The following is a 24,308-nucleotide window of genomic DNA, read 5'->3' on the forward strand; positions in this document are numbered from 1 at the left end:
ATGACAACAATTGCTCTTTTTGGCACTAGTGCCGACCCCCCGACTACCGGACATCAAGCAATAATTAATTGGCTATCTCAGCATTTTGATTGGGTAGCAGTTTGGGCTTCGGATAATCCTTTTAAATCTCACCAAACACCTTTAGAACATCGGGCGGCAATGCTGAGATTGTTAATTAAGGATATCGATCCTCCGAGATATAATATTGGATTATATCAAGAATTAAGTAGTCCTCGCACTTTAGAAACTGTGGAGAAAGCAAAAAGTTTATGGCCTGAAGGAAAACTGGTATTAATAGTCGGTTCAGATTTAGTAAAACAGCTACCACGTTGGTACAAAGTTGAAGATTTGTTGCGGCAAGTGGAATTATTAGTAATACCTCGTCCAGGATCTCCTATAGAAGAGATTAGCTTAGGTGAATTGCGAAATTTAGGGGCGAAAGTGGCGATCGCTTCTTTAACAGGCCCAAATGTTTCTTCTACAGCTTATCGTCAAAATAAAGATACAACAAGTTTAACGCCGACTATTGAGGAATACATCGATCGAGAGCAACTATACGAATGTCAGAACGCACCACGAGAAAAATTGCATATCCATTAAAAAAACAGTCATTAGCTGATTTTAAAGTCGGGGTAGATAACGTAATTTTTTCCGTCGATACCTCGCAAAATCGCTTGTTGGTGTTGTTAGTAATGCGCCAAGATGAACCTTTCTTAGGTCAGTGGTGTTTACCCGGAACTTTAGTTAGAAATGGAGAATCTTTAGAGGATGCTGCCTATCGCATTTTAGCCGAAAAAATTCGCGTCAAAAATCTTTATTTAGAGCAATTATATACTTTTGGTGGCCCCGGTCGTGACCCCAGAGAAGCACCAGATAGTTTTGGTGTTCGTTACCTTTCAGTAAGTTATTTTGCTTTAGTGAGATTCGCGGAAGCAGAGTTAATAGCTGATGGTGTAAGTGGTATTGCTTGGTATCCCATTCAACAAGTACCTCAACTAGCTTTCGATCACAATAAAATCTTGGAATACGGTTATCAAAGGTTACGCAATAAATTAGAATACAGTCCCGTAGCTTTTGATGTTTTACCTGATGTTTTTACGTTAAATGACCTTTATCAGCTTTATACTACTGTATTGGGAGAAAATTTTTCTGATTATTCCAATTTTCGCTCTCGATTGTTAAAATTAGGTTTTTTATGCGATACAGGAATTAAAGTTTCTCGTGGTGCAGGTCGTCCGGCTAGTTTATATCGATTTGATGCGGAAGCTTTTGTACCATTTAAGGATAAACCTTTGGTATTTATTTAGTAGTTCTTAGTTATTGGTGAATCACAACTGACAAATAACAAATAATAATTTATGAAAATAGCGATCGCACAACTTAACCCAATTATTGGTGATTTGACTGGTAACGCCCAAGCTATTCTCGAAGCTGCCAAAAAAGCTGCTGATTTGGGTGCAAAGTTATTATTAACTCCAGAACTTTCTCTATGTGGATATCCACCCAGAGATTTATTATTAATGCCTAGTTTTGTCGAAGGAATGGCAACTGTATTAAGTAAATTAGCTCAAGATTTACCGGAAAATTTAGCTGTTTTAGTAGGTACAGTTGAACCAAATCCTAAAGCAGAATTTAATGGGGGAAAGCCTTTATTTAATAGTATCGCTTTGTTAGAAAAAGGCAAGATTAAACAGTTATTTTATAAACGGTTATTGCCAACTTACGATGTATTTGATGAAGATCGTTATTTTGAACCAGGTTTAGAAACGAGTTATTTTATTTTAGAGGGAATTCGCATTGGAGTAACTATTTGCGAAGATTTATGGAATGATGAAGAGTTTTGGGGAAAGCGCACTTATGCGGCGAATCCGATCGCAGATTTAGCACAAATTGGTGTAGATTTCACGGTGAATGTTTCCGCTTCTCCCTATTCCGTAGGAAAACCAGATTTACGCAAAGCAATGCTAAGTCACAGTGCAGTTAGATATCAGCAACCAATTATTTATACAAATCAAATTGGCGGAAATGATGATTTAATTTTTGATGGTAGTAGTTTTGCCGTAAATCGCCAAGGAAAATTAATCTGTGCTTTAGCTAGTTTTGAAACCGAGATAGCAACAATAGAATTTGATGAAAAAACTCAAGATTTAGTCTCTGGAACTATAGCTGATCGACCAGAAAATTCTGATGAAGAAATTTGGTTGGCTTTGGTTTTAGGAGTGCAAGACTACGCGCATAAATGCGGTTTTTCTAAAGTTTTGATTGGGTTAAGTGGTGGGATTGATTCATCTTTAGTTGCTGCGATCGCCAGAGAAGCGTTAGGTGCAGAAAATGTGTTAGGCGTATTAATGCCTTCCCCTTATAGTTCCGATCATTCTGTTAAAGATGCTTTAGCTTTAGCGAGAAATTTGGGAATTAGTACTCATACTTTACCGATCGCCAATTTAATGCACGCTTATGATGAAAGTTTAATCAATATTTTTGCAGGAACCGAGTTTGGCATTGCCGAAGAAAATATCCAATCTAGAATTAGGGGAAACTTGTTAATGGCAATAGCCAATAAATTTGGTTATCTGCTACTTTCCACCGGAAACAAATCAGAAATGGCGGTAGGTTATTGTACCCTTTATGGTGACATGAATGGGGGATTAGCAGCGATCGCAGATGTCCCCAAAACTCGCGTTTATTCAATTTGTAAATGGTTAAACCGTCATCGGGAAATTATCCCAGAAAATGTGTTAGAAAAACCCCCTAGTGCTGAACTAAAACCCGGACAAGTTGACCAAGATTCCTTACCACCTTATGATGTGTTAGATGATATTTTAGAAAAGCTAATTCATGACCGTTTATCGATCGCGCAAATTGTCGCGTCAGGACATGATACTGCTGTAGTTCAAAAAGTAGTAAAGTTAGTCTCAAGAGCAGAATTTAAGCGCCGTCAAGCACCACCAGGATTAAAAATAACCGATCGCGCCTTTGGTACTGGTTGGCGGATGCCGATCGCCAGTCGGATTAGCTATTAGTGTACGTTGTTGCGCTTCAGCGCTGAAGCGCAACAACATACTCAAAATTACTTGCTTTAGACAAATGACAATTAACCAAAAACAACTTACTCCCTACTTATTTTTATTACCAGCTATTTTACTTTTAGGATTAACAGTAATTTGGCCTGCTTTACAAGCATTTTACCTCAGTTTCACTCGCTACGAATATGATATTACCCAAGCGCCACAATGGGTAGGATTAGCAAATTTTAAGCAATTAATAGCAGATAAAATATTTTGGCAAACCTTAAGAAACACATTAATTTACTTAATTGGTGTGGTGCCAATTTTAGTATTTTTACCTTTAGTATTAGCTATTTTAGTTAACCAAAAACTGCGGGGAATTAGTTGGTTTCGCGCCGCTTATTACACGCCTGTAATTATTTCGATGGTAGTTGCTGGACTAGCTTGGAAATGGCTTTATGCTGAAAATGGTTTACTCAATCAAATACTAAAATTAATAGGTTTTAGTGAAGGAATTCCCTGGTTAACTAGTCCAAATTGGGTACTTTTTAGCGTCATGGCAGTGACAATTTGGAAAGGATTAGGTTATTACATGGTAATTTATTTAGCTGGGTTACAATCTATTCCTAATGAACTTTATGAAGCAGCTGCGATCGATGGTTCCGACGGACTAAGAAAACATTGGGATATCACCGTTCCCTTAATGAAACCCTATCTATTTTTAGTAGCAGTAATTTCGGCAATCTCAGCAACAAAAGTTTTTGAAGAAGTTTACATTATGACCCAAGGAGGGCCAAGAAACAGTTCTAAAACTGTGGTATATTACTTGTACGATCGAGCTTTCCGCGACTTAGAAATTAGTTACGCTTGCACTATTGGTTTAGTATTGTTTTTAATAATTTTCAGCCTGTCAATTTTACGGATTGTCTTTAACAATTCATCCTCTATAATTAGTTCATCAAGACTATGAATTAATAGAAAGATCTGGTAATTAAAACCGTCACCACACAAAACTTAATCTGCCTGTGCGTACTACTCCTAACCTCAGATCTTGCACTCAAAGGAGGTAGAACCTCCCAGATCCTCGTTCCCAGGTTCAACCTGGGAACGAAAAATGGAGGCTCTGCCTCTTTAGCTGTGACTTGAGTCGTTCCAGCAGACTTGACAAAATAAAATTATATGTATATACATATTATATGAACGATCGAATACCTAAAGCCAAACTTGCTCAAGTGAGTCAAGTACCTGCAATCTGCATGGGAATGCACGTTCGTCGGGCTTCGCGAGTGATGACGCAGGCGTATGATGCCGCATTACGCCCAGTCGGGTTGGTGTTAAACCAGTTTACGTTGTTGGTATCTATTTACCTGTTTGGATCTGTATCTATTACTCGCCTAGCGCAAGAGTTGTTAACCGATCAAACAACCTTAACCCGAAATCTCAAACTTCTGGAAAAACGGGGACTGGTGGCGATCGCTCCCGGTGAAGATCGGCGGATTAAGCTGTTGTCTTTGACGGTTGAAGGGCAAGCTGTCCTAGCTGAGGCTATGCCTTTGTGGGAGCAGGCTCAAGCGGAACTCAAGCAACAATTTGGACAACAGAAGTGGCAAAACTTGCTATCGCTCTTATCGGAGGTGAAAACCTTGAGCTAATCTAAAAAATTTCGGAAAAATATGTATATACATACAATAATCAGCTTTAGAGGCTGCAATGACTAAGTTCGATCGATAACAGTTGACTAGCTGAACGCAGTTCAGAGTTTTACCGAGACGCTAATTTCGCTCCCATCTAGAACACCAATTCAGTAATCCCAGAAACCGGGTTTCTTTGGCTTGGGGTAACAAAATATCGACTGCGCTAGGGAAAGAAACCCAGTTTCTCATCCCCGACTACAATACTGAATCGGCGTTCTAGTACTAGGACTTATGCAAAGCCTCTATTCGTACTTTTCAAATACTACGGAATAAAAAACCTTTCTCATTATGACTAAATTTGAGGAACACCCCACTGTTAAATGGTGGCGGGCACAGGCTACGAAAAACCAAGCAACCAGCACAGTCGCCTTAAACTCTGAGGTGCTACGATCGCTCTGTCTAGAAGCGGGTGCTGATGATGTAGGATTTGTAGAAATTGACCGACCTGCGATCGCAGACCAACTTTCAGATATCCTGAGAGCATTTCCCCGCACCAAAACGCTGATTAGTTTTGTTTGTCGGATGAATCGGGAAAATATTCGCACTCCCGTTCGTTCTGCGGCAAATATTGAATTTCATGCCAACTACGACCATGCTAACGAAGTAGCTCGCAGTATTGTCAGAACCTTGGAACAAACTGGCGTACATGGAATGGTTCCAGGGGCTAGTTTCCCAATGGAAATGGATCAATTTCCTGGCAAGGTGTGGGTAGTTTCCCATAAACCCGTTGCAGTTGCCGCAGGTTTGGGGCACATGGGGATTCATCGGTTAGTAATTCATCCGAAATTTGGTAATTTCATCGCATTAGGAACAATATTGATCGATGCAGAAGTCACGGAATACACCCATCCGATCGACTACAATCCCTGTGTCGAGTGTAAATTGTGTGTAGCAGCTTGTCCAGTTGGTGCGATCGGATCGGATGGTCACTTCAATTTTTCCGCTTGTTACACTCACAATTACCGAGAATTTATGAGTGGGTTTACTGATTGGGCAGAGACAATCGCAGACAGCAAAAATGCCTATAGTTATCGGCAAAAAGTCAACGATTCCGAGTCAGCTTCCATGTGGCAAAGTTTGTCTTTTAATGCTCAATATAAAGCTGCCTATTGTATGGCTGCTTGTCCTGCGGGAGAAGATGTAATTGCGCCGTTTTTGAGCGATCGTAAAGCATTTATTCAAGAAGTTGTTAAACCCTTGCAAGACAAAACAGAAACGATTTATGTAGTGCCAGGATCGGATGCCGAAACTTATGTGCCGCGACGCTTTCCCCACAAAACAATTAAACAAGTCAGCAGCGGTATTCGTTCCAAATCAATTCAAGGATTTCTCTTTGGATTACCACTCCTATTTCAACGGAATCAATCAGAGGGATTGAATGCAGTTTATCACTTCACTTTCACTGGTTCTGAGTCGCGCCAAGCAACGGTGATCATTCAAAATAAAACCCTACAAGTGCAAGAAGGTCACATTGGGAGAGCAAATCTTTCCATTACAGCAGATAGCAAAACTTGGTTGGCGTTTTTGGCTAAGGAAAAAAACTTAATTTTGGCATTGTTGCAAGGTAAAATTCGGTTTCGCGGTTCTATCAAACTACTGCAAGCCTTTGGTAAATGTTTCCCAGCTTGATGGTGAAAAAATCAATTTCTACCAGTCATTGCCATCACTTCATTAACTGAAAGTGCTGGTATTTCTTCCAAACTTGGCAAAATGTCTGCGCCTGAAAATATGTTTGGTAAATCATCTCCTTGCCAAACCCAAATTTGTTGGCGAGTTATATCTATTAACCAAGCGAGTTGTGTTCCATTTTTAAGACAATGAAGAATTTTGTTTTGTAAATCTAGGGTACTTTGGTCAGGAGAACGAATTTCGATTAACCAATCTGGCGATCCATTCAATGGCCCATCTTCTTCGGGAAGGCGGGAACGAAGAACAACAGAAATATCTGGTACTGGTGAGAGAGGAGGTACAATACAACGCCACTCTTGCACTGCTTCTAAACTTTCACTATGAAGATTAATATAGTTAACCAAATTGCGTTGTAATCTTGAGTGAAAAAGAGTTGGCATTGGTTTTTGAATTGCACGTCCGTTGATTAATTCCCAAGCTGGCGAAGCTTCTATGTTAGCTTGAGAAAGAAACTCTGCGATCGAACTTACAAAAACCGACTTCATAACCAAAATGCCTTTTTTATTCACAACTTTCCCTATTAAAATCTTCTTTGAAACTCCAGAATTGCCCTAGTATCACCAGAAAAATCCGTAGAACCGCGCAGTGTAAATTCTGGATTGAAACGATAGCGCAAACCAAATTGAGTGGGTTGATCGTCAGTTAAAATTCTTAGCACAGAAGCCGATAAATTCTTAGTAATATCAACCCCAACTTCTGCGGCTACACCTAATACTGAGTTAGAACTTTCTCTTCCAGAAGTGATGACTGTGGGGAAGATGCGAAACTCGCTTAATCCCAGTCTTTCGCCAATATCGCCAAAAAATCCTTCTAAACCGGGCAAAACTACCGAACTAGCAATTCCAGCTAACCCTGCAAGTCCATCGCCACCTTGACCGAGACTATTAATAAAACTACCACCAATCAAAGCTACAATTTCTGATTCGCTGCGGGGAGGATCGCTGGTTAATTCGATAATTTGAGATGATGCTACATTAACATCGGGATTTACACCTAATTGATTCGCCCAGCCGCGAACGGTCGCTATCACCCTCACTGATTGTAAACTGCCGAAACCTGTCGCGGGAACATCACTAATTTCCGAACTAAAAGCGGAAGCAGGTAAACGAAAACGAGTGACTTCCGAGACGGTAGTTAACAATCTGACGTTTAAAAAGGGATTGAATCCTCGATCGGGAACGAACAATGCTGTATTATCGTAACCACGATCTAGTCTAAACCGAGCGGCGAATAAGTTAACCGAACCTCTTCGTAATACGATCGAACCTTCTGGACGAGGATTATCTAAAGAACCTCCAAGTGTTAAAATCCCGCTACCTCGGAAAGCGAGAATTGGTTGTAAAGCAATGTTAACCCTATCGCTTAATCCGATTTGGAAATTTTGAAATTCAACAACTAGATTTTGGTTAGTAGTTCCTGTTTGGTTTACAGTAGCAACGGTAGCGGGAGTTTGCGGTAAAGAAAGTTGACCATCTAGTAAATTTACTTGTCCGCCAATTGTAGGATTGACTGCTGCACCAATTATGGTGACTCTACCATCGACCAGACCTCCATACAATCCTCTCAGGTTAATTCTCGCTTGGTCAAGAACGATCGTGAGAGGATTTTGACGGGCGGGGTCTTGGGAGTCTAAAGGTGTGAAAATAGGAAGAGTTCCTTGGGCAATTACTTGTCCTTGCGGGAAGTTTCCTGTAAGATTTTCTACGACTATGCGATCGCCTTCAAATTGTATCTGTCCGTTAACATTTTTCAAATCTTCTGCAAGTAACTGACCCCCAAGAGTCGCTTTCTGCAAATTCACAAATCCTTTAGGTATTGGACGTTCTAAAGTTCCCCCCACTGTTAACTGTGCTTGTCCACTACCATTTACCCATCGGACTTGTTGATTTGTCACCAAGTTAATTAAAGCTAATCCCTCATCTTGGACGTTAACACTCAGGCTAATTTGATTGTTAGCTGGTTGAACTTTAGCAAAAGGTAATTTAAAAGGAATGCTACCAGAAATTACGATCGGTTGTGGTGGATTAATTAATACTTGAGAATCCAGAGTTAACCTAGCATCTTGATAGCTAAAACTCGCCAGCGCAGATTCTATCTTTGTTCCATCCAAAGTACCATTTTTAACAGTTAATTGACCGCTAGCGGAAGGGTTATTTAAATCTCCAGCTATATTAACTGTTGCATCTAGATTTCCAGTAAGATAAACAGGTAACTCTAAAATCTGGTTAACCGTTTCCAAAGGAAAGTTTTGGATCTGTAAAACTCCATTTTGTTTATCAGTTCCTAAAATTCCAGTAAATGCTATTCTTCTATTTTGGGATTCTAATTGTAAGTTTTGAACATTCAAACTACCATTATTGTACGTTCCTTGAGCAACTACTTGGTCAGCTTTGTAAGTACCCAATTGCCAATCATTACCTTGGAGATTAAAACTAGCTTGAATATTTGTCGGTAGAGTTCCTGCAAAATCAACTGTCCCGTTAAAATTACCCCGCAATTCTGTAATATCTGGGATGGAAAATCCTCTTCTATTTTCCGCACGTTCCTGTGCGAGTAAAGAGGTAACTTCGGAAAATCTTTGTAGTTGCGTCCTTAAGTTAGCATCTGGTAATCCTACTGGCGTAGTTGGCACATTTGCAGCGGTACCAACCTCTCCTCTTTTAGTACCAAAACCTTGTAAATTTAACCAATCAAGAGCAGCTAAAACGTTCTGAATTTTGCCTTTATCAACAGTAACTTTTCCTTGAACTTGGGGAGTTTGAGTTAATAGTTGAGTTGCGGTACCGCTTAGGGCGTAAATACTTTCACCTTGTTGTAATTGACTGCTGATAATTTCTAATGTGCCATTATTGTAGCGGAAATTAGCGACTAAGGAATCTCCTTGTAGTTCTCCGATTCTGGGTTTTGCGATCGCCACATTTCGCCCTTCTACACTCAATGTATCAAAATTAATCGCCAAATTTCCCGAAAGATTACCGCTAACTTGTTGAACGACTAATTCCGGTGGTAAATTCACAAAACTTTGAGCTAAATTCTTCACCGTCGCTACAGGGACATTTGCCAAATCTAATAAGAATAAATCCCCCTGTCTTCTCCCCTGCGCTAAAGTCTCACCCCGACGGAATAGCAAACTTTCTGGGCGGTAATTTTGATTTAACTGAACAGCAATTTGGTCTTGTTGTCCTTGCAGTTGTAAATTTATTCCGCTACCCGCCGTTGCAGTAATATTCCCTCGCAAATTCGGGTCAAATTTAAACTCACCAACCACTAAATTTTGTAATCCAACTTGACCATTAACATTTAAAGCATTTAACTGTCCTGAAATTTGCCCATTAAAATCAACTAACCCCGACAAAGCCACATTTTGCGGTAAAGTTATCGGCAAAGTTTGTAAGTTAAAATCTTCCGCTTGCACATTCAAATTTACATTACCAATTTGCGGCGTATTTTTTTGATCAAAACTCGCAGTAATAGTTCCACTAGCATTAAGTCCAGGTGCTGTCGCCCGTTGAATTTCTAATTGTTGCCCATTCCATTGAAAAGCGACATTTAAAGGACGATCTAAATAAGGTGTTTGGGTAAAGTTTAAATCACCAGTAGCTTGAATATCTGCTAAAGGAGAACCCTTTTGTTGAGTTAGTGCAGCTAAACTTCCTCCTACTTTTAAGTTACCGTTAACTCTACCTTTAAATTGGTTAGAAAACTGACTTAATTGTACTTGGGCTAAATTAACAGCCGCCGCCCAACGTCCTTGGCTTATTTGTGCTTCTCTAATTTCAACTGTACCACCCGCAGTTTGTAATGTTCCCCGTCCAATACCCTCAATTCCTGATAACGGATTATCCGATTTTTGGGTCAAACTGGCAACATTTCCCCTAGCTTGTAATTGTCCGTTAAATGTTCCTTTAAATTGTGGCGGTACTTGGGGTAAACGTGCTAATTGTAACCGATTAGCATTCAAATCTACTTGCCAGTTTCCTTGATTTAATGTTGCTTGGCGCAATTGAATTGTGCCATCATTAGGAATTCTTAAAACTCCTTGGGCGCTGGCTTGAATTTCGGACAGAGGAGTTTGATTTGGTTGCAGATTAGTTAATGAATTTAGATTTCCTCTAGCTTGTAATTCGCCGCTAAATGTACCTTGAAATCCCTGGGGAACTTGCGGTAAACTTCCCACAGGGAAATTATTTGTATTAACTCTTGCGATAAAATTGCCTTGATTTAATTCAACTTGTTGCAATCGTAAATTTCCGCTAGGAGTTTGCAAAGTTCCTGTTGCAGTTGCTTGAATTTGATTCAAGGGAGATTGAGCATTTTCGGCGGTTAAATTGGCAAGATTTCCCTTAGCTGTTAATGTTCCGTTAAATGTACCTTGGAAATTATTTGGTACTTGGGTAAAACGCGATACTTGGACATTATTTGCATTAACTGAAGCTTGGAAATTTCCTCGATCTAATCGCACTTGACTCAGCCGTACATTTCCGCCAGCAAGTTGTAAGTTTCCTTGTCCAGAAACTACAATTTGGTTAAGAGGAGATTGATTTTGGGCGGTAAGATTATTTAAGTTTCCGGTAACTTGAAATAGTCCGTTAAGTGCGCCAATTGGTAATCCTTTTGGTACTTGAGGAAGGCGTGATAATTGGACTCCTGATGCTGCAATTGTGGCTTTAAAATTGCCTTGATTGAGTGCTAAGTTGCGAAGGTTAACATTACCGCCAGCTACTTGAATATTTCCCGAACCTACTGCTGTAATATTGTTAGTTCCAGGTTCATTTAAATTTCCTGTTAAGCGGAATTGTCCGTTAAAAGGTGCTTGTAATTCTGGGGGAACTTCGGCTAATTGTCCTAAGTTAATGTTATTAGCTCTAACTGTAGCACTCCAATTACCATTGTTTAATGCTACTTGAGAGATTTGGGCATTTCCCCCGGCAACATTGATGTTTCCTTGTCCTGTTGCTTGAATATTTGTTGTAGGGGCGTTGAGGTTTCCAGCTACGCGGAATTGTCCGTTAAAAGTCGATCGAAATTGTGGGGGAACTTGGGGGAAAAGTGCTAGGTTAATGCCGGAAGCGTTGACTAAACCTCGCCAACTTCCTTGATTTAACTCGGCTTGACTAAGGCGAATGTTTCCGCCAGCAACTTGTAAGTTTCCTTGGGCGTTTGCTGTAATATCTCCTAGTTGGAAAGAGTCAAGATTTCCGGCTAAATTTACGGTTCCGGTGATTCTTCCTTGGCGAATTGTTGGGGGAATTTCTGGCTGATTTTGTTGTTGGTTTTGGTTAGCTGTTTGGGTAATTGCTAGGATGCTATTAACTGGAAGTTGGGCGGCTTGAACTGTGGCTTGCCAACGATTATTTGCTATTCTAGCTGATGCTTGAACGTTTCCGCCTGGTACTTGGGCAGTAGCATTTGTTAACCGAATTTCGCCATTATTAATTATTACTTCTCCGTTTAACGGGTAAGTACCTTGAGGAGCTTGAAAATTAGTGGCGATGCGAATATTATTTAATGGGCCGGAAACTTGAGTTTGGGCGTTAATATTGCCAATAGTAATGTTAGCAGGAAGATTTACGTTGTAGATTTTGGCGATCGCATCTCCAGCCAAATCCTGCGCTTGTAAATCTAACGCCACTCCCCCAGATTCACCTAATTTCGCATTACCTTTACCTGTGATTCTTCCCCCAGAAACAGGGACAATTTGGATCTCAGAAATAATTATTTCGCCTGTTTGCGGCGCAAAAGCAAAGTTAGTGCTAATATCTCGAAAATTCAGTTTATCAACTTGGGCTTGTTTCGTGGTGCTAACTCGCCCTAAAATAGTTGGTGAGTCAACAGTTCCAGTTACTTTTGAGACTAATCTTACTTCCCCACTCACCGGAACTGGTGGTTTAACTTTGAAAGTTTGAGTTAAATTTGCCACATTCGCATTCGGAACTGTGACATCTAAATTTAACCCTTTATCTAAATCCGCACTTCCCCCAAGTTGAACGGGAATTTGTCCTAAAGAAGCGGAAAAATTATTTAAGTTTAATCCTCTACCAGTAAAGTTAACTACACCATTAGTATTAACAATTGGTGCTGGTAATTGGGGACTGGTGAGAGCAACATTTTGTAAAGTCGCGACTCCTGAAACAAAAGGTAATTCTTGAGTATTTTGGGCATTATATCTGACATTTAAGTTACCGCTGACTTGACCTGCTATGATATCAGCATTAGGAATTTGAACTAAGCGATCGATCTCTCGAACTGGAATATTTTGCGCTCGTACTTGAGCATTTAACTGTTGAGAAGAAACTAAAAATTCGCCATTGGTTCTAAAAGTAGCTTGATTATTAGATGATTGATTGTTAGTAGTTTGGACAATTCGCCCTTCCGCATTAAACCGGAATCTTTGACCATTATCTAAAAAGTCTACAGTCGCAGAAATTGGATTAACATTAACTGGTATTCTGGGATTAGTTAATTTAGCTTGAGGAAGGAGTACCACATTAGCATTACTCACCCGAATCGAGTCTACATTGGTAGTAATCGGCCCTTCTTCTTCAGATTGTTTAAGTTGAGTAGTAATCCAACGCCCATCAGGACTTTGTTCGATGAAAACATCAGGATTAACTAAAGTAATATCGAGATTTAAAGTTCTGGTAAAAAGTAAGTCTAACAGATTAAAATTGACATCTACTGCTTGGGCGGAAGCGCGATCGAGATCGGTCGCCGTTGGTGGTACGCTAGAAGCACCAAACCTTAAACTATTGAAAGTAAATCTCTCTAATTTACCTAAATTTACAGGTCTTTGAAATAAATCGCTGACATTTTTTTCCACTAAGGGCGCTAAATCTCGATTGATAAAAACCCACGCCCACCAAGCACCCGCAAGTATACCTATAAGCGCAATTACACCAAAACCAAGCCCAGCACGACTTAGCCACAACAGCCATACACGACGGTTTCTAGTTTGTTCGGTTTCGTTATCCGAATTTGGATCTGGGGAATTTGTCATCACAACCTCACACCTGGCAAGCTAAGTAGATGTTTGAAAAGCACTAATTATCGTCGTCTCTACGACTTTAGTCGTTGGCTATACAGACAAAATCTGCCCTTCACAGGTTCCTAAATTGCTTGATTCTAGAGTCCTTGTCAAGCAGACGAGAGTTTGTCTAGTCGCGGTTTTAACCACCGACTTTTTTCAAACATCCTTTAAGATAGCATCAGAATTTAGCTGAACAGCATTTTATCCCACATCTGCACAATTCAAGGATTAAATAGTCAAAGATTTTTCCCACTCGCTAACTAGAAACTCGATCGGGATTTATTGATTTGCAAGATAATCAGGATTAATCAAGAAATCTGGTAAATCTGTAAATCCTGGGTTAAAGTTTCCCCTGTTCCGGGTTCCTTTTGAGTACCAAAATGTGTCAGTTTAAACCAATTAGCAATACGATCGCTCTTGGTTAGTAATATAAATAACTGATGAGCGCAAAAGCAAAGTAAAGACCATGCGTGTATTCGTTCTGTTATTCAATGCTGGTACCGATAATGAAGGAATTCATACCCTTCAGATTGGCGATCACAATAAAGTGCTGATGTTCGAGTCAGAAGACGATGCTACCCGCTATAGTTTAATGCTGGAAGCACAAGACTTTCCGCCTGCGACGGTGGAATCGATCGACGATGAGGAAATCAAGCAGTTTTGTGAAAGTACTGGCTATGGCTGGGAACTCGTTTCTGAGGGCGAATTAACTCTACCCCCAGAAGCGAACGTCGAAGAAACTGATTGGCAAATAGATGATGAGTTTGATGCAGAATTTGAAGATGACTTCGATGATGAACTGGATTTAGCTGAGTCTGATGAATCTGAGGAGGAATCAGAATCAGAAATGTCAGATGCAGAATTGGATAGTATTCGCCGTAGGCTGGAAGGGTTACTTTAATTTTGAGAGATGTCATGAAACAATTAGAAGAACGCGGTCATCTTCTGACGGAACAGATTAACCCGAATAGCCAAAACTTAGATCGATTAAGTTGTTTGGAATTGGTGGATCTGTTTAATCAAGAGGATCGACAAACTATAGCCGCGATCGCTAAAGCCCGTCTTCCCCTCGCGGAAGCGATCGCTACCACAGCCAAAGCGTTACGTCAAGGCGGAAGGCTGTTTTATGTCGGCGCGGGAACTAGCGGGCGTTTGGGCGTTTTAGATGCAGCCGAATGTCCCCCCACCTTTTGTACGCCTCCAGAGTTGGTACAGGGAATTATCGCTGGCGGTGCTGATGCTTTGGTGCGGAGTTCGGAAGCGTTGGAAGATCGGGCGGAGGATGGTGCAGCTGCGATCGTCCAAAAAGAAATCTCTCCATTAGACGTAGTAGTGGGAATCACCGCTGGTGGAACTACACCCTTCGTTCACGGTGCTTTACAAGCCGCCAAAAGTCGGGGCGCTACTACTATTTTTATGGCTTGCGTCCCCCAAGAACAATTTAGCTGCGATGTGGATATTGACATTAGATTGTTAGTCGGGCCAGAAATTTTAGCAGGTTCTACGAGATTAAAAGCCGGAACAGTGACTAAAATGGCTTTAAATATTCTCTCAACTGGCGTAATGGTACAACTGGGCAAAGTTTACGGCAATCGCATGGTCGATGTGGCAGTTACTAACAGTAAATTGCGCGATCGAGCTTTGCGAATTATCCAAGACCTTACCAATCTAAACAGGGATGCTGCTGCCAATTTACTAGAAAATAGTGGCAATGTAAAATTAGCTTTACTCATGCACTGGACAGGATTAGACCGAGAACAAGGTGAAAAGCTGTTAATTGCCAATCAAGGAAACCTCAGACAAGCTGTACAGAATTCTCAAAATCAACTTTGAAATTGCCTTTTAAATTACTACAAATTAAGTTAAAGTTTTTAAGGAGCAAATTTTTTGGAAATGTTTACGGCATCAGAAACTCCTATAATAGCACTAATTGTGTTAGTTGCTTTAGGAATACTAAGTTGGGGATTTTTTCGGGCTAAACCCTTCGGAAAAATCGGCATTTTAGCATGGTTACAATCAGTAGTATTAATGGCTCCTTGGCTGTTATTCTTTGGGTTGTTTGCGGCGGGAATTTACATTAATATAGCCGCTATTTTGTTGATGTTGGTGCTTTCATCTGGTTTATATATTTTCTTAGGTAGACAACTCCGCGCCGCTGGTCAAGATGTGGTACTGCGAGAAAAAGCTGCTAAGATGGTTCAATCTAATCAAGATTCGCAACGCCCAGCAGCAGAACAGCCTTCGCAAGTACCTGAATCAGACAATGGTAAGGCGCAGTCAGAATTATTTGGAATTAAAGAACCAATACCGATTCCCGAACAAGACCTCAAAGTAATTCAAGGAATTTTTGGCATTGATACCTTTTTTGCCACAGAAACAATTCCCTATCAAGAAGGTGCAATTTTTAAGGGAAATTTGCGCGGCGAAGCCGAAGCAACTCACAATCGATTAACTGCTGCTTTACAGGAAAGATTGAGCGATCGCTATCGGCTATTTATGATTGAAAATCCTGAAGGAAAACCCACAATTGTAGTTTTACCTAGCAGCAATGACCCGAAACCTTCTACTTTAAGTCAAAAGTTTTTAGCTTTGATTTTGCTGTTAGCGACTATAGCTACTTGTTTAGAAACTGCTGGTTTCTTCTTGGGTTTTGATTTGTTCAACAATTTAGGCAGAATTCAAGAAGTATTACCGATCGCCGGAGGGATTTTAGCAATTTTACTAGTCCATGAAATTGGTCACAGAGTCATGGCTAAACGCTATAAAATTCGCTTAAGTTTACCTTATTTTATTCCCGCTTGGCAGTTAGGTTCTTTCGGCGCAATTACTCGCTTTGAATCGCTTTTACCAAATCGAAAAGTTATGTTTGATATTGCGATCGCAGGGCCAGCAGCCGGAGGTATAGTTTCTTTGTTAATGTTAATTATTGGTTTGATTCTTTCCCATGAAGGCAGTTTTTTCCAAGTTCCCGCTGAGTTTTTTCAAGGTTCAATTTTAGTAGGAACTTTAGCCAAAGTTGTGTTAGGTTCCACATTGCAACAATCTTTAGTTGACGTGCATCCCCTAGCAATAATTGGTTGGTTAGGTTTAGTAATTACTGCCTTGAATACTATGCCAGCTGGACAATTAGATGGAGGTCGCATAGTTCACGCAATTTATGGGCGGAAAATTGCTTCTAGAGTCACGTTAGCAACTTTTATCTTTTTGGCGATCGCCGCTTTTGCTAATCCCATCGCGATTTATTGGGCAATCATCATTTTGTTCCTACAAAGAGATTTAGAACGCCCTAGTTTAAACGAAATTACCGAACCAGATGATGCTAGAGCAGCATTAGGTTTGTTAGCCTTGTTTTTGATGATTACCACCCTAATTCCCCTGACTCCCGGAATTGCGGGAAGATTGGGAATTGGGGGTGCAAATAATCTATTTTAGATGAGCGATCGTTCACAGTTAGCGATCGAACAAATCATGACCAAAAACAATCTAAAATCTAAAATCTAAAACCTAAAATCAAGTGACGGTCATGGCAACAACAGCACCAATTGCAATTCTTCTCGACCTCAGCGCCATCATAGGTAGCAGCACCCGCGAATGGCAAGAATACTCCCGCATTGGCAACTGCTACCTCCCCCAAGTAATCTATGACGAAATCGAATTTCTCACAGGTCGTGCCTCAGAACAAAATATAGAAAAAACAGCCAGAGAATTTACCCGCTTTTTTCCCGAAAGCGGTTGGCAACTAACCAACGCTCATGCTGTTCATCCTACAATTAATCCTGCTGCTGGACAAAACTTAAGCAAGCAAGCCAGATTAGTAGTATCTGTAGCTCAATGTATGTACGGTTTTGCTCAAGAAAACCCCGATAATTTAGTAGTTTTTGTTTCCAACTCTCAACCAATTCTGCAACGAATTCCCGCTTTAAATACACCCAATCTTTGCGGAATTACCACAGCAGCACTATTACAATGGGTACGCACAAAACAGCGACCACCAGCAATAACTCAAAAACTACAAACCTTTAGTAATTCAGAAACAGCAGCAACAATTTCTCAACCAAACCCTACAGAAACAGCCCCAACTCCCGCAAATTCCCCCGTCATGACTGGACCCGCCTCAGCTGCGGAAACTCCAACCCGACAAAGGTCTAGTAACAATAATTTGCCAGTAAAAATAGCTGGTACTCTGATAAGTGTACTCATCTTTGTGGTCTTAGGTTTAACAGCATGGCGCTTTATTCAACCCCAAAGTTTTAATCAATTTTGGCGACAAACTGGTTTACCAGCACTTCCGGGTCAGTAAGCACAAATTGCGAACAATTACTTTAAGTTAATGGGAGTTACTTAGGTTGATTGATATTAATTCTTTGCTGCGAATTCAATCCGCCGCTAGTGGAGTACGTAACTACGATATTATCTGTTTTGGTGATGAGCTTCCTGGGGTATTTGCTGTAGTTGCTGCTGCTAGAGAATATCGCCGTCGTACTAATAAATATCCCAGAATTCTTTTACTATCCAAAGGTGATTTATACCAAGGAATTGGCGGTCATTTAATCAGAGGCGGATTGGTTTGTTTAGATAGAAGCCAAATTGATAAATCAGTGAGAGATTCGCTTGGTTTAGATACCTTTGGCGACCCTCCAGCTATTTACAAAGAATTTTTGCAAAAAGCGGGTGTTCGTGCTGTTTCCCTCGACCCTAGCAAAGGTAACGCTGTTCTCAGGCAAATGCTAACGGAAACTAAAATCGATTATATTAGCAATGTAGGAATTAAATTTGTTAATAAACAAGCTGATAAATTGGTTAGTATCACCACTTTTACTGGCGAAACTTTCACTGCTAATCAATTTATTGATTCTACCGTCCATGCTGAATTAGCTCAAGCAGCAGGAGTCAGAAAATTAAGAGGTTTTGAAACTTTTGGTTTGCCGGAATCTGAGTTACCTGTTACCTTAGTTTTTGAAACTCAAGGACTCACAATTACCGAACTCAGAAATTTTGAATTAAAGCTACTCAAACGCTTTACTAATTTCTCAGATATAGAAGCTCAAGAGTGGTTATGGAAAGCTGCGGGAAACAATGACCAGCTAGTACAACAATTGCGTAAAGATATGGTAGATACTAAGGGAAATTTCAAAACTCTTGTAGTAGGAACTGATGATATTTTAGTGCGATCGCCCGCCCTTTCGGTAGCTTACCATTCTTTCCGCAATTTAAAGTTTTCTCTCAATGAATCAGGAATACTTTTTGATAAAGCAAATATCGCCATTCTTCCCGGAGGAAGACTTTCTTGGAATTCTCTTTTATTCGCTGTAAATGGTTCCACAGCAGAAGCTTTAGCTAGGGGTGGCGCTAAACCAAATTTGCCCATGTTGTCAGAAATGAATTACCTGGAAAAATGGTTTAAAAGTATTGGTGCAAGTGACTTAATTCCAGCTACCGAACTTTATATTAGACACGCTGGAAATGTTACTGGTGTTGTCGAACCTCTTGATGGTACGAATATGTTAATGGGAGGTGTTTCTAGTAAGGAAGCTTTGGGTACTTTTGGCTATCATTTTGACGTGCGGGGGGGAATTAAAGGCATTGGTGAAAAAGCTTATGCCAAGGGTTTTACTCAACTTGCTTTTCAGGTACCTATTTATAATGTTGGTTTTCAACATACTTTAATTAGGAATGTGCGTAACTTAGCGGTTGTTAGTCCGGGTTCTGGTTTTACTGGGATGGCTCCAGCTTCGGGCAGAATTGTAGAGTATAATTCTGGTGTCGGTCAAGCTTTAGGTATTGCAGCTGCGATCGCACTACTAAGCAACAGAAATTTGGCAGATGTGAAAAATCGAGAAGTTAGACAAGTTTTAGCAGATACTAAACGTTTACCTCGCATTTTTGGCATTCCTAAAATTGCTGAAGCTACTAGGTTAGGCGAGATGGAATCTGCTTTGGGTAGTGTTTTTGTAGCTTAAATTTTTAGGAATTATGAAAACTACGGGCTTTCACCATGTTGCCATTATTTGTTCAGATTACCAAAAGTCGAAAAAATTCTATGTGGATGTTTTAGGCTTTTCGGTAATTGAAGAAACTTTTCGGGCCGATCGCAATTCCTATAAACTAGATTTGCGCGTCAGCGACAATGACCAAATTGAACTTTTTTCTTTCCCCAATCCTCCCCAAAGAACCAACAACCCTGAAGCTTGTGGACTTAGACATTTAGCTTTTCAAGTGGAAAATCTTGATGCAGCTGTCGCTAGTCTTCAATCTCAGGGTGTAGCAGTGGAAAATATTCGAGTTGATGAAATTACAGGCAAGCGATTTACTTTTTTTAAAGACCCCGATGATTTGCCTTTAGAAATCTATGAAAAATAGCTCTACCAACCATTCTCCGGGACAAATCTGGGGACTGGGGACTGGGGACTGGGGACTGGGGATTGGGGACTGGGGACTGGGAAACTTTGTGGAGTAAGCTCGGCTTAATAATTTGTATAATAAAATGTAATCTTTTTTACAGTAAATTCCGTATTTTCTAGGTGTTAAAACCTGGAAATAGCAAGCAAACTATTAATGTAAGGTTTCAGTGAAGTTTCGTCAAAAACCAACCTTTTGCGGAACACATACTATTTAGGCGCAACTGCTTGCCTGTTTTGAAGCCTTTTGTGATGCCAGTGTGACTCTTACTGAGTCTCTCTCTATCAGGCTTAAAGCTATATTGCAATAGCATCTTAAGCGCACCCAATAAAAAACTTTATAAGTTTTCTGGAGTCTTCCATAATTGGGGTGTAGTCTCTACCTCTAAGAATGCTCTTTGTTAACGCCATAGATTCACTAAGCTTGCTATGGAAAATACAATTAATACTGGCGCTATTAAAGCAAAATTTAATAAAACTGCTAAAACTACTAAGCAACCAAATCCCTTTGTTTTAGCTTTAGTGTTCACGACTATACTATGCTTTGGTGTTAGACCATCAGTTAATGGGAGCAATAGAGTTGTTGTTACTTCTCGCGTAGCACAAACAACTTTATCTAAATCGGTTGCTGATGCTGTTGTAAATGATTTGTCTAAGCGATCGGGATTACCAGAATCAGAATTAAAGATAGTTGACGCTCAGCTATTGGTTGTAAGCGATCGTTGTTTGAATAGCAAAAGCTCTTATTTCCCCTGCATTGAATCACAAATATCTGGATGGCAAATAACTGTAGCCAGCAGAAAAAAACGTTGGGTGTATCGCACAAATAAATCTGGTTCAATGCTAAAACTAGACAACAATCTCACACCCAAATACCAAAGTCAAGGCAACGCTTTTGCCAGCACAATCTCATCTGTTAGTAATGGGTGATTGGGGACTGGGAGGAAGAGGTAGGGGGAGTAGAAGAAGTAGAAGAATTAGATAGTTAAATTAATTATTCTCCCTTATCACCCCATCCCCCCATCACCCCATCTCCCCATTCCCTCAAAGAGGTGGTTTCCAGCCTACAAAAATATTAGGTCTTGGCATCTTATTGGGGAACATATTTTGTAAAGCCGACTGTCTAAGTGCAGGTGGTTCTTTTGCTAAATTCCACAAACTTTCATAGAAAAAGAACGAAACTCCCGAAAATCCCCAGTTCCGAGCAACTTCTACTTGTTCCTTCACTTGTGATATGGGAACCGCTTGAGGTTTTACTCCTGTCATAATGCCGATCGCAACCGGAATTCTCTGTCTGGCAACTTCAACTTCAGGACGTTCAATTTCTTCAATAAAGCGATTCAAGTCGTTGCGATAAACTTGTAAAACCAATTCTTCAATAAATCCTTTTTCTCTCCAAGTTTGCCAATCAGCCAAAAAATATTTGTAGGAAAATTCTTGAGGATTGGGAGATACAGAAATTACAACTGTAGGTTTACGCTGTTTAATCGCTTGGTAAATTCGCTGCATATATTGAGTAATTTTATTTGCTCTCCAAGCAATCCATTCAGGGTCTTTAAAATCATCTGGAGGAGATTGTCCGGCGTGTTCTTGTTGATAAAGTGCAACAGTAAATTCGTCGTACCCTAATTCTGATGGGAACCCAAAATGGTCATCAAATTGAATACCATCAACATCATATTTTGTGACAATTTCTAAGATTAAACTTTCAATAAATTTCTGCACTTCTGGGTGAAAAGGATTCATCCAAACTCGTTGGTGTGGCCCTTCAATCCAAATTGAACTACCATCTCGACGTTTCAGAATCCAATCAGGGTAAAGTTTGGCTATTTGAGAATCTGCTGGAGCCATAAAACCAAATTCAAACCAAGGAATTACAGCCATACCTTGTTTATGTCCTTGGGTAATTACTTCTTGCAAAACATCTCTATCTGTACCTAATTTCGGATCGAGATTTTCATCTATTGGTGTGACTAAACGAATGGGACTTCCTACTATTGATGCCGCTACTTTACTGGGATAAAGTGTGTAACCCCAATTCCAAACAGTTGGATATAATGTGTTGAAATTCAGTGATTTTAGACGATTTATTGCATCAGAAAGTTTATTTTTATAGAAAAGAACATCGCTATCAATATTTGTCAGCCAAACGCCTCTAATTTCTGTGGTTCTTTCTAAGGTTTGAGGAGTAGGTTTTCTAATTATTGCTATGGGATTTCGTGGCGTAGTATTTATATTTGCTGGATTTGTCGATGTTTGACTAGTTCTATTTATGTTATTTTGAGAATTCGGTGTGGTAATAGAAACTGCTGCTGGGGATGTGGTTTCAGGCGGGGTTGGTAATCTAGGAGTAGTCGCAGAAGTTGACAATGGAGTAGGTTTAGTTCCTGTTGTTTGTGAGGCAGAATTTGAGACTGAATTAGGTTTAGTTCCTGTTGTTTGTGAGGTAGAATTTGTTGCTGGAGTGGGTTTAGTTCCTGTTACTGTAGTTTGAGGAGTTTGGTTTCTAATTTCGGTTGTGGTTACAGTGGGAGAATTAATTCTAGCAATATATTGTTCAGAAACTACTTGAGAAGTTCCCAATGCTTGACATAAGAAAGTTGCTACTTCTGCACGGGTAACAATTTGATTTGGTTTGAGTTGACGGACATTTGGATAGTTGACGACTAGTAGTTTTTCTGTAGCAGCAGCAATGGCGCTTCGAGAAGTTTTTGGTATTTCTTGTGCGTCATCAAAAACTGCATTTAATGTTTTTTCAACTGGTTGAATAGGTGAATATTTTAAACCACTTACTAAAGATAATAATACTTGTTCTCGCGTCATCTTTCGCAGTGGATTAAAACTTTCGCCTATATAAGCGGAAATAAACCCTGTTTGATAAGCTTTACGAATACTATTAGCTGCCCAATAATTAGAAGGAATATCAGCAAAGCGAATTGCATTTCTAGTTACGGGTTGGTTAGGAAAAGCTTTACTAATTATCGTAGCAAATTCGGCTCGATTGACTGGGGAATTTGGGCGAAAATTCCCATCTTCAGAACTAATAATAATTTGTTTTTGCACTAGCTGTTCGATGCAAGGTTGTGCCCAATGTCCTTGAATATCAGCTAGTTTTGTTTGCGAGTACGATCGGCTTGGCGTTAACATCGCTACTATCATACTCAAGGCTATTAAGAGGGGAAACCATCTGCGCTTTTTAAACATACTGTTAACTCCTATCACACCTCATGGAAAATTTTTATTGCCTACTGTAGAGACGTTTCATGAAATGTCTCTACTCAATATCAAAAGGGTGCTGTTAACCCGAATTTGGTATTACAACCGACTTAAGAGTTGGATAACTCGATCGGTGTAATTGGAAACAATCAGTAGATTAGCATTAAAACGTTTTTAGCAGATAGATAATTTTGATAATTGGTTAAGAAATATTCAATATGTTGACTCTAAGAATCCTTATGATTCTGTTATCTAAAAATATTCAGCTACCCAGCCTAAATTTATAAAGCTTGGTAATTACTGATTTTTTGCCTTTTTTTGGCAAAATATTGTTGATGTTCTTCTGCTGCTAAATAAAATTCTCCAACTGGTTTGATTTCGGTGACAATATCTTTATCATATTTCCCAGAATTTTGCAATTTTTGTTTAGATGCGCCAGCAGCAGTTTCCTGTTCTGAGCTATGAAAAAATATAACAGATCTGTATTGTTCGCCTCGATCGGGCCCTTGTCGATTTAATTGGGTCGGGTCGTGACAATTCCAAAAAATTTCTAATAATTCGTTATAGGTAATTTGTGCCGGGTCATACTCGATTTGTACTGATTCTGCATGACCCGTAATTCTAGCACAAACATCTAAATGGCAAGGGTTAGGAAAATGTCCACCTGTGTAACCAACTGCTGTGGAAATAACGCCTTTAACTTGACGAAAAGTTTCTTCAACTCCCCAAAAACAACCAGCAGCAAAAGTGGCTTTTTCCATGTTTTTCTCTGTTATTTAAAGTAATTATAGAATGTGAGGCCGATCGCTCTTTGTAGGTTGAGGTACAATCTTGTTCGCTTCCAGACAACGCTTAAAGGCGACTTCTGCTTCTGTCGGATTCGGGTTATCGGTAGCTTTTAGTGCTCCTACTACGCGATCGTTTCCCATTTTATCTAATGGTCTGTCTAATTTGGCAGTGTTGCTGTTATTTCCTTGGTCTAAAATATTTCTGCATTCTGCAACAGCGTCAATACGTTTAATCCTAGCTTTAGAAACGTTGGAATCTCCTTGAGTAAGATGAGTCTCTTCGTGAGGAGTATTAACTGCTGCTGTTGCAGTTGGTAAGTTGAACAACCAAATGTTAGTAACTAACAGTCCGATCGCAAATATTTTACAAATTAGCTGCCAACTTTTAGTAACTTTAATCACTTGATATTCCTTGGTTTTTACTTGACGTTTACTCTGACATCTTAATTAATCGGCAATTTTCAGCCATACTCCTTGGGGAGGAATAA

18 protein-coding genes are annotated in these 24,308 nt (G+C 39.9%); 13 read left to right on the forward strand and 5 right to left on the reverse strand.

All coding sequences use genetic code 11. The features are described 5' to 3' along the window. From ACE1CA_RS26375 to ACE1CA_RS26400, 6 genes are all read left to right on the forward strand, one after another. A complete protein-coding gene (locus tag ACE1CA_RS26375; RefSeq protein ID WP_413279349.1) occupies nt 1-600 on the forward strand; it encodes a nicotinate-nucleotide adenylyltransferase in 600 nt (199 codons plus the stop codon). After that, complete coding sequence (locus ACE1CA_RS26380) at nt 561-1,307, forward strand: NUDIX hydrolase (protein ID WP_413279348.1); 747 nt, start codon at nt 561-563, stop codon at nt 1,305-1,307. The genes ACE1CA_RS26375 and ACE1CA_RS26380 overlap by 40 nt, the downstream gene beginning before the upstream one ends. A gap of 51 nt (nt 1,308-1,358) precedes the next feature. After that, complete coding sequence (locus ACE1CA_RS26385) at nt 1,359-3,023, forward strand: NAD+ synthase (RefSeq protein WP_413279347.1); 1,665 nt, start codon at nt 1,359-1,361, stop codon at nt 3,021-3,023. A 64-nt stretch (nt 3,024-3,087) separates the two neighbouring features. After that, nucleotides 3,088-3,978: a carbohydrate ABC transporter permease gene (locus ACE1CA_RS26390; protein WP_413279346.1), complete on the forward strand. Its 891-nt coding sequence runs from the start codon at nt 3,088-3,090 to the stop codon at nt 3,976-3,978. Nucleotides 3,979-4,204: 226 nt separating this feature from the next. After that, nucleotides 4,205-4,660 (forward strand): MarR family winged helix-turn-helix transcriptional regulator, encoded by a 456-nt coding sequence (locus tag ACE1CA_RS26395; protein WP_413279345.1) that lies wholly within the window; start codon nt 4,205-4,207, stop codon nt 4,658-4,660. Between the two features lie 330 nt (nt 4,661-4,990). Next, complete coding sequence (locus ACE1CA_RS26400; RefSeq protein WP_413279344.1) at nt 4,991-6,331, forward strand: SCP2 sterol-binding domain-containing protein; 1,341 nt, start codon at nt 4,991-4,993, stop codon at nt 6,329-6,331. Between the two features lie 11 nt (nt 6,332-6,342). On the opposite strand, the gene ACE1CA_RS26405 is transcribed toward ACE1CA_RS26400, so the two are convergent. Both ACE1CA_RS26405 and ACE1CA_RS26410 read right to left on the reverse strand, forming a co-directional pair. Further along, complete coding sequence (locus tag ACE1CA_RS26405; RefSeq protein ID WP_413279343.1) at nt 6,343-6,876, reverse strand: Uma2 family endonuclease; 534 nt, start codon at nt 6,874-6,876, stop codon at nt 6,343-6,345. Between the two features lie 35 nt (nt 6,877-6,911). Then, a complete protein-coding gene (locus ACE1CA_RS26410) occupies nt 6,912-13,388 on the reverse strand; it encodes a translocation/assembly module TamB domain-containing protein (RefSeq protein WP_413279342.1) in 6,477 nt (2,158 codons plus the stop codon). 496 nt (nt 13,389-13,884) lie between these two features. On the opposite strand from ACE1CA_RS26410, the gene ACE1CA_RS26415 reads away from it, so the two are divergent. The 7 genes from ACE1CA_RS26415 to ACE1CA_RS26445 all read left to right on the forward strand — a co-directional run bounded on the left by ACE1CA_RS26415 (nt 13,885) and on the right by ACE1CA_RS26445 (nt 20,746). After that, on the forward strand, nt 13,885-14,319 hold the full coding sequence (locus tag ACE1CA_RS26415) for a DUF3110 domain-containing protein (protein ID WP_413279341.1): 435 nt from the start codon (nt 13,885-13,887) through the stop codon (nt 14,317-14,319). Nucleotides 14,320-14,333: 14 nt separating this feature from the next. Then, nucleotides 14,334-15,251 carry an N-acetylmuramic acid 6-phosphate etherase gene (murQ, locus tag ACE1CA_RS26420; RefSeq protein WP_413279340.1) on the forward strand — a complete coding sequence of 306 codons (918 nt, stop codon included), beginning with the start codon at nt 14,334-14,336 and terminating at the stop codon, nt 15,249-15,251. Nucleotides 15,252-15,311: 60 nt separating this feature from the next. Continuing rightward, entirely contained in the window at nt 15,312-16,850 is a 1,539-nt protein-coding gene (locus ACE1CA_RS26425; RefSeq protein ID WP_413279339.1) for a site-2 protease family protein, read from the forward strand. A gap of 91 nt (nt 16,851-16,941) precedes the next feature. Further along, on the forward strand, nt 16,942-17,718 hold the full coding sequence (locus ACE1CA_RS26430; protein WP_413279338.1) for a hypothetical protein: 777 nt from the start codon (nt 16,942-16,944) through the stop codon (nt 17,716-17,718). A gap of 46 nt (nt 17,719-17,764) precedes the next feature. Continuing rightward, a complete protein-coding gene (locus ACE1CA_RS26435) occupies nt 17,765-19,378 on the forward strand; it encodes an FAD-dependent oxidoreductase (RefSeq protein WP_413279337.1) in 1,614 nt (537 codons plus the stop codon). Between the two features lie 13 nt (nt 19,379-19,391). After that, a complete protein-coding gene (gene gloA2 / locus ACE1CA_RS26440) occupies nt 19,392-19,778 on the forward strand; it encodes an SMU1112c/YaeR family gloxylase I-like metalloprotein (protein WP_413279336.1) in 387 nt (128 codons plus the stop codon). Nucleotides 19,779-20,245: 467 nt separating this feature from the next. Continuing rightward, nucleotides 20,246-20,746 (forward strand): hypothetical protein, encoded by a 501-nt coding sequence (locus ACE1CA_RS26445; protein ID WP_413279335.1) that lies wholly within the window; start codon nt 20,246-20,248, stop codon nt 20,744-20,746. A gap of 114 nt (nt 20,747-20,860) precedes the next feature. On the opposite strand, the gene ACE1CA_RS26450 is transcribed toward ACE1CA_RS26445, so the two are convergent. From ACE1CA_RS26450 to ACE1CA_RS26460, 3 genes are all read right to left on the reverse strand, one after another. Beyond that, nucleotides 20,861-23,020 carry a glycoside hydrolase family 10-like protein gene (locus ACE1CA_RS26450; RefSeq protein ID WP_413279334.1) on the reverse strand — a complete coding sequence of 720 codons (2,160 nt, stop codon included), beginning with the start codon at nt 23,018-23,020 and terminating at the stop codon, nt 20,861-20,863. Between the two features lie 293 nt (nt 23,021-23,313). After that, the gene (msrA, locus tag ACE1CA_RS26455) at nt 23,314-23,793 is read right to left on the reverse strand and encodes a peptide-methionine (S)-S-oxide reductase MsrA (RefSeq protein ID WP_413279333.1); all 480 of its coding nucleotides are present in this window, start codon (nt 23,791-23,793) and stop codon (nt 23,314-23,316) included. Nucleotides 23,794-23,817: 24 nt separating this feature from the next. Beyond that, nucleotides 23,818-24,222: a hypothetical protein gene (locus ACE1CA_RS26460; protein WP_413279332.1), complete on the reverse strand. Its 405-nt coding sequence runs from the start codon at nt 24,220-24,222 to the stop codon at nt 23,818-23,820. Between the last annotated feature and the right edge of the window lie 86 nt (nt 24,223-24,308).

It is taken from the genome of Floridaenema evergladense BLCC-F167, from assembly GCF_041929205.2.
Lineage (GTDB): Bacteria > Cyanobacteriota > Cyanobacteriia > Cyanobacteriales > Aerosakkonemataceae > Floridanema > Floridanema evergladense.

Coding starts and splice junctions, on each gene's coding strand:
- ACE1CA_RS26375 (WP_413279349.1), top strand. CDS start 1: ATGACAACAATTGCTCTTTTTGGCACTAGTGCCGACCCCCCGACTACC.
- ACE1CA_RS26380 (WP_413279348.1), top strand. CDS start 561: ATGTCAGAACGCACCACGAGAAAAATTGCATATCCATTAAAAAAACAG.
- ACE1CA_RS26385 (WP_413279347.1), top strand. CDS start 1,359: ATGAAAATAGCGATCGCACAACTTAACCCAATTATTGGTGATTTGACT.
- ACE1CA_RS26390 (WP_413279346.1), top strand. CDS start 3,088: ATGACAATTAACCAAAAACAACTTACTCCCTACTTATTTTTATTACCA.
- ACE1CA_RS26395 (WP_413279345.1), top strand. CDS start 4,205: ATGAACGATCGAATACCTAAAGCCAAACTTGCTCAAGTGAGTCAAGTA.
- ACE1CA_RS26400 (WP_413279344.1), top strand. CDS start 4,991: ATGACTAAATTTGAGGAACACCCCACTGTTAAATGGTGGCGGGCACAG.
- ACE1CA_RS26405 (WP_413279343.1), bottom strand. CDS start 6,876: ATGAAGTCGGTTTTTGTAAGTTCGATCGCAGAGTTTCTTTCTCAAGCT.
- ACE1CA_RS26410 (WP_413279342.1), bottom strand. CDS start 13,388: ATGACAAATTCCCCAGATCCAAATTCGGATAACGAAACCGAACAAACT.
- ACE1CA_RS26415 (WP_413279341.1), top strand. CDS start 13,885: ATGCGTGTATTCGTTCTGTTATTCAATGCTGGTACCGATAATGAAGGA.
- murQ (WP_413279340.1), top strand. CDS start 14,334: ATGAAACAATTAGAAGAACGCGGTCATCTTCTGACGGAACAGATTAAC.
- ACE1CA_RS26425 (WP_413279339.1), top strand. CDS start 15,312: ATGTTTACGGCATCAGAAACTCCTATAATAGCACTAATTGTGTTAGTT.
- ACE1CA_RS26430 (WP_413279338.1), top strand. CDS start 16,942: ATGGCAACAACAGCACCAATTGCAATTCTTCTCGACCTCAGCGCCATC.
- gloA2 (WP_413279336.1), top strand. CDS start 19,392: ATGAAAACTACGGGCTTTCACCATGTTGCCATTATTTGTTCAGATTAC.
- ACE1CA_RS26445 (WP_413279335.1), top strand. CDS start 20,246: ATGGAAAATACAATTAATACTGGCGCTATTAAAGCAAAATTTAATAAA.
- ACE1CA_RS26450 (WP_413279334.1), bottom strand. CDS start 23,020: ATGTTTAAAAAGCGCAGATGGTTTCCCCTCTTAATAGCCTTGAGTATG.
- msrA (WP_413279333.1), bottom strand. CDS start 23,793: ATGGAAAAAGCCACTTTTGCTGCTGGTTGTTTTTGGGGAGTTGAAGAA.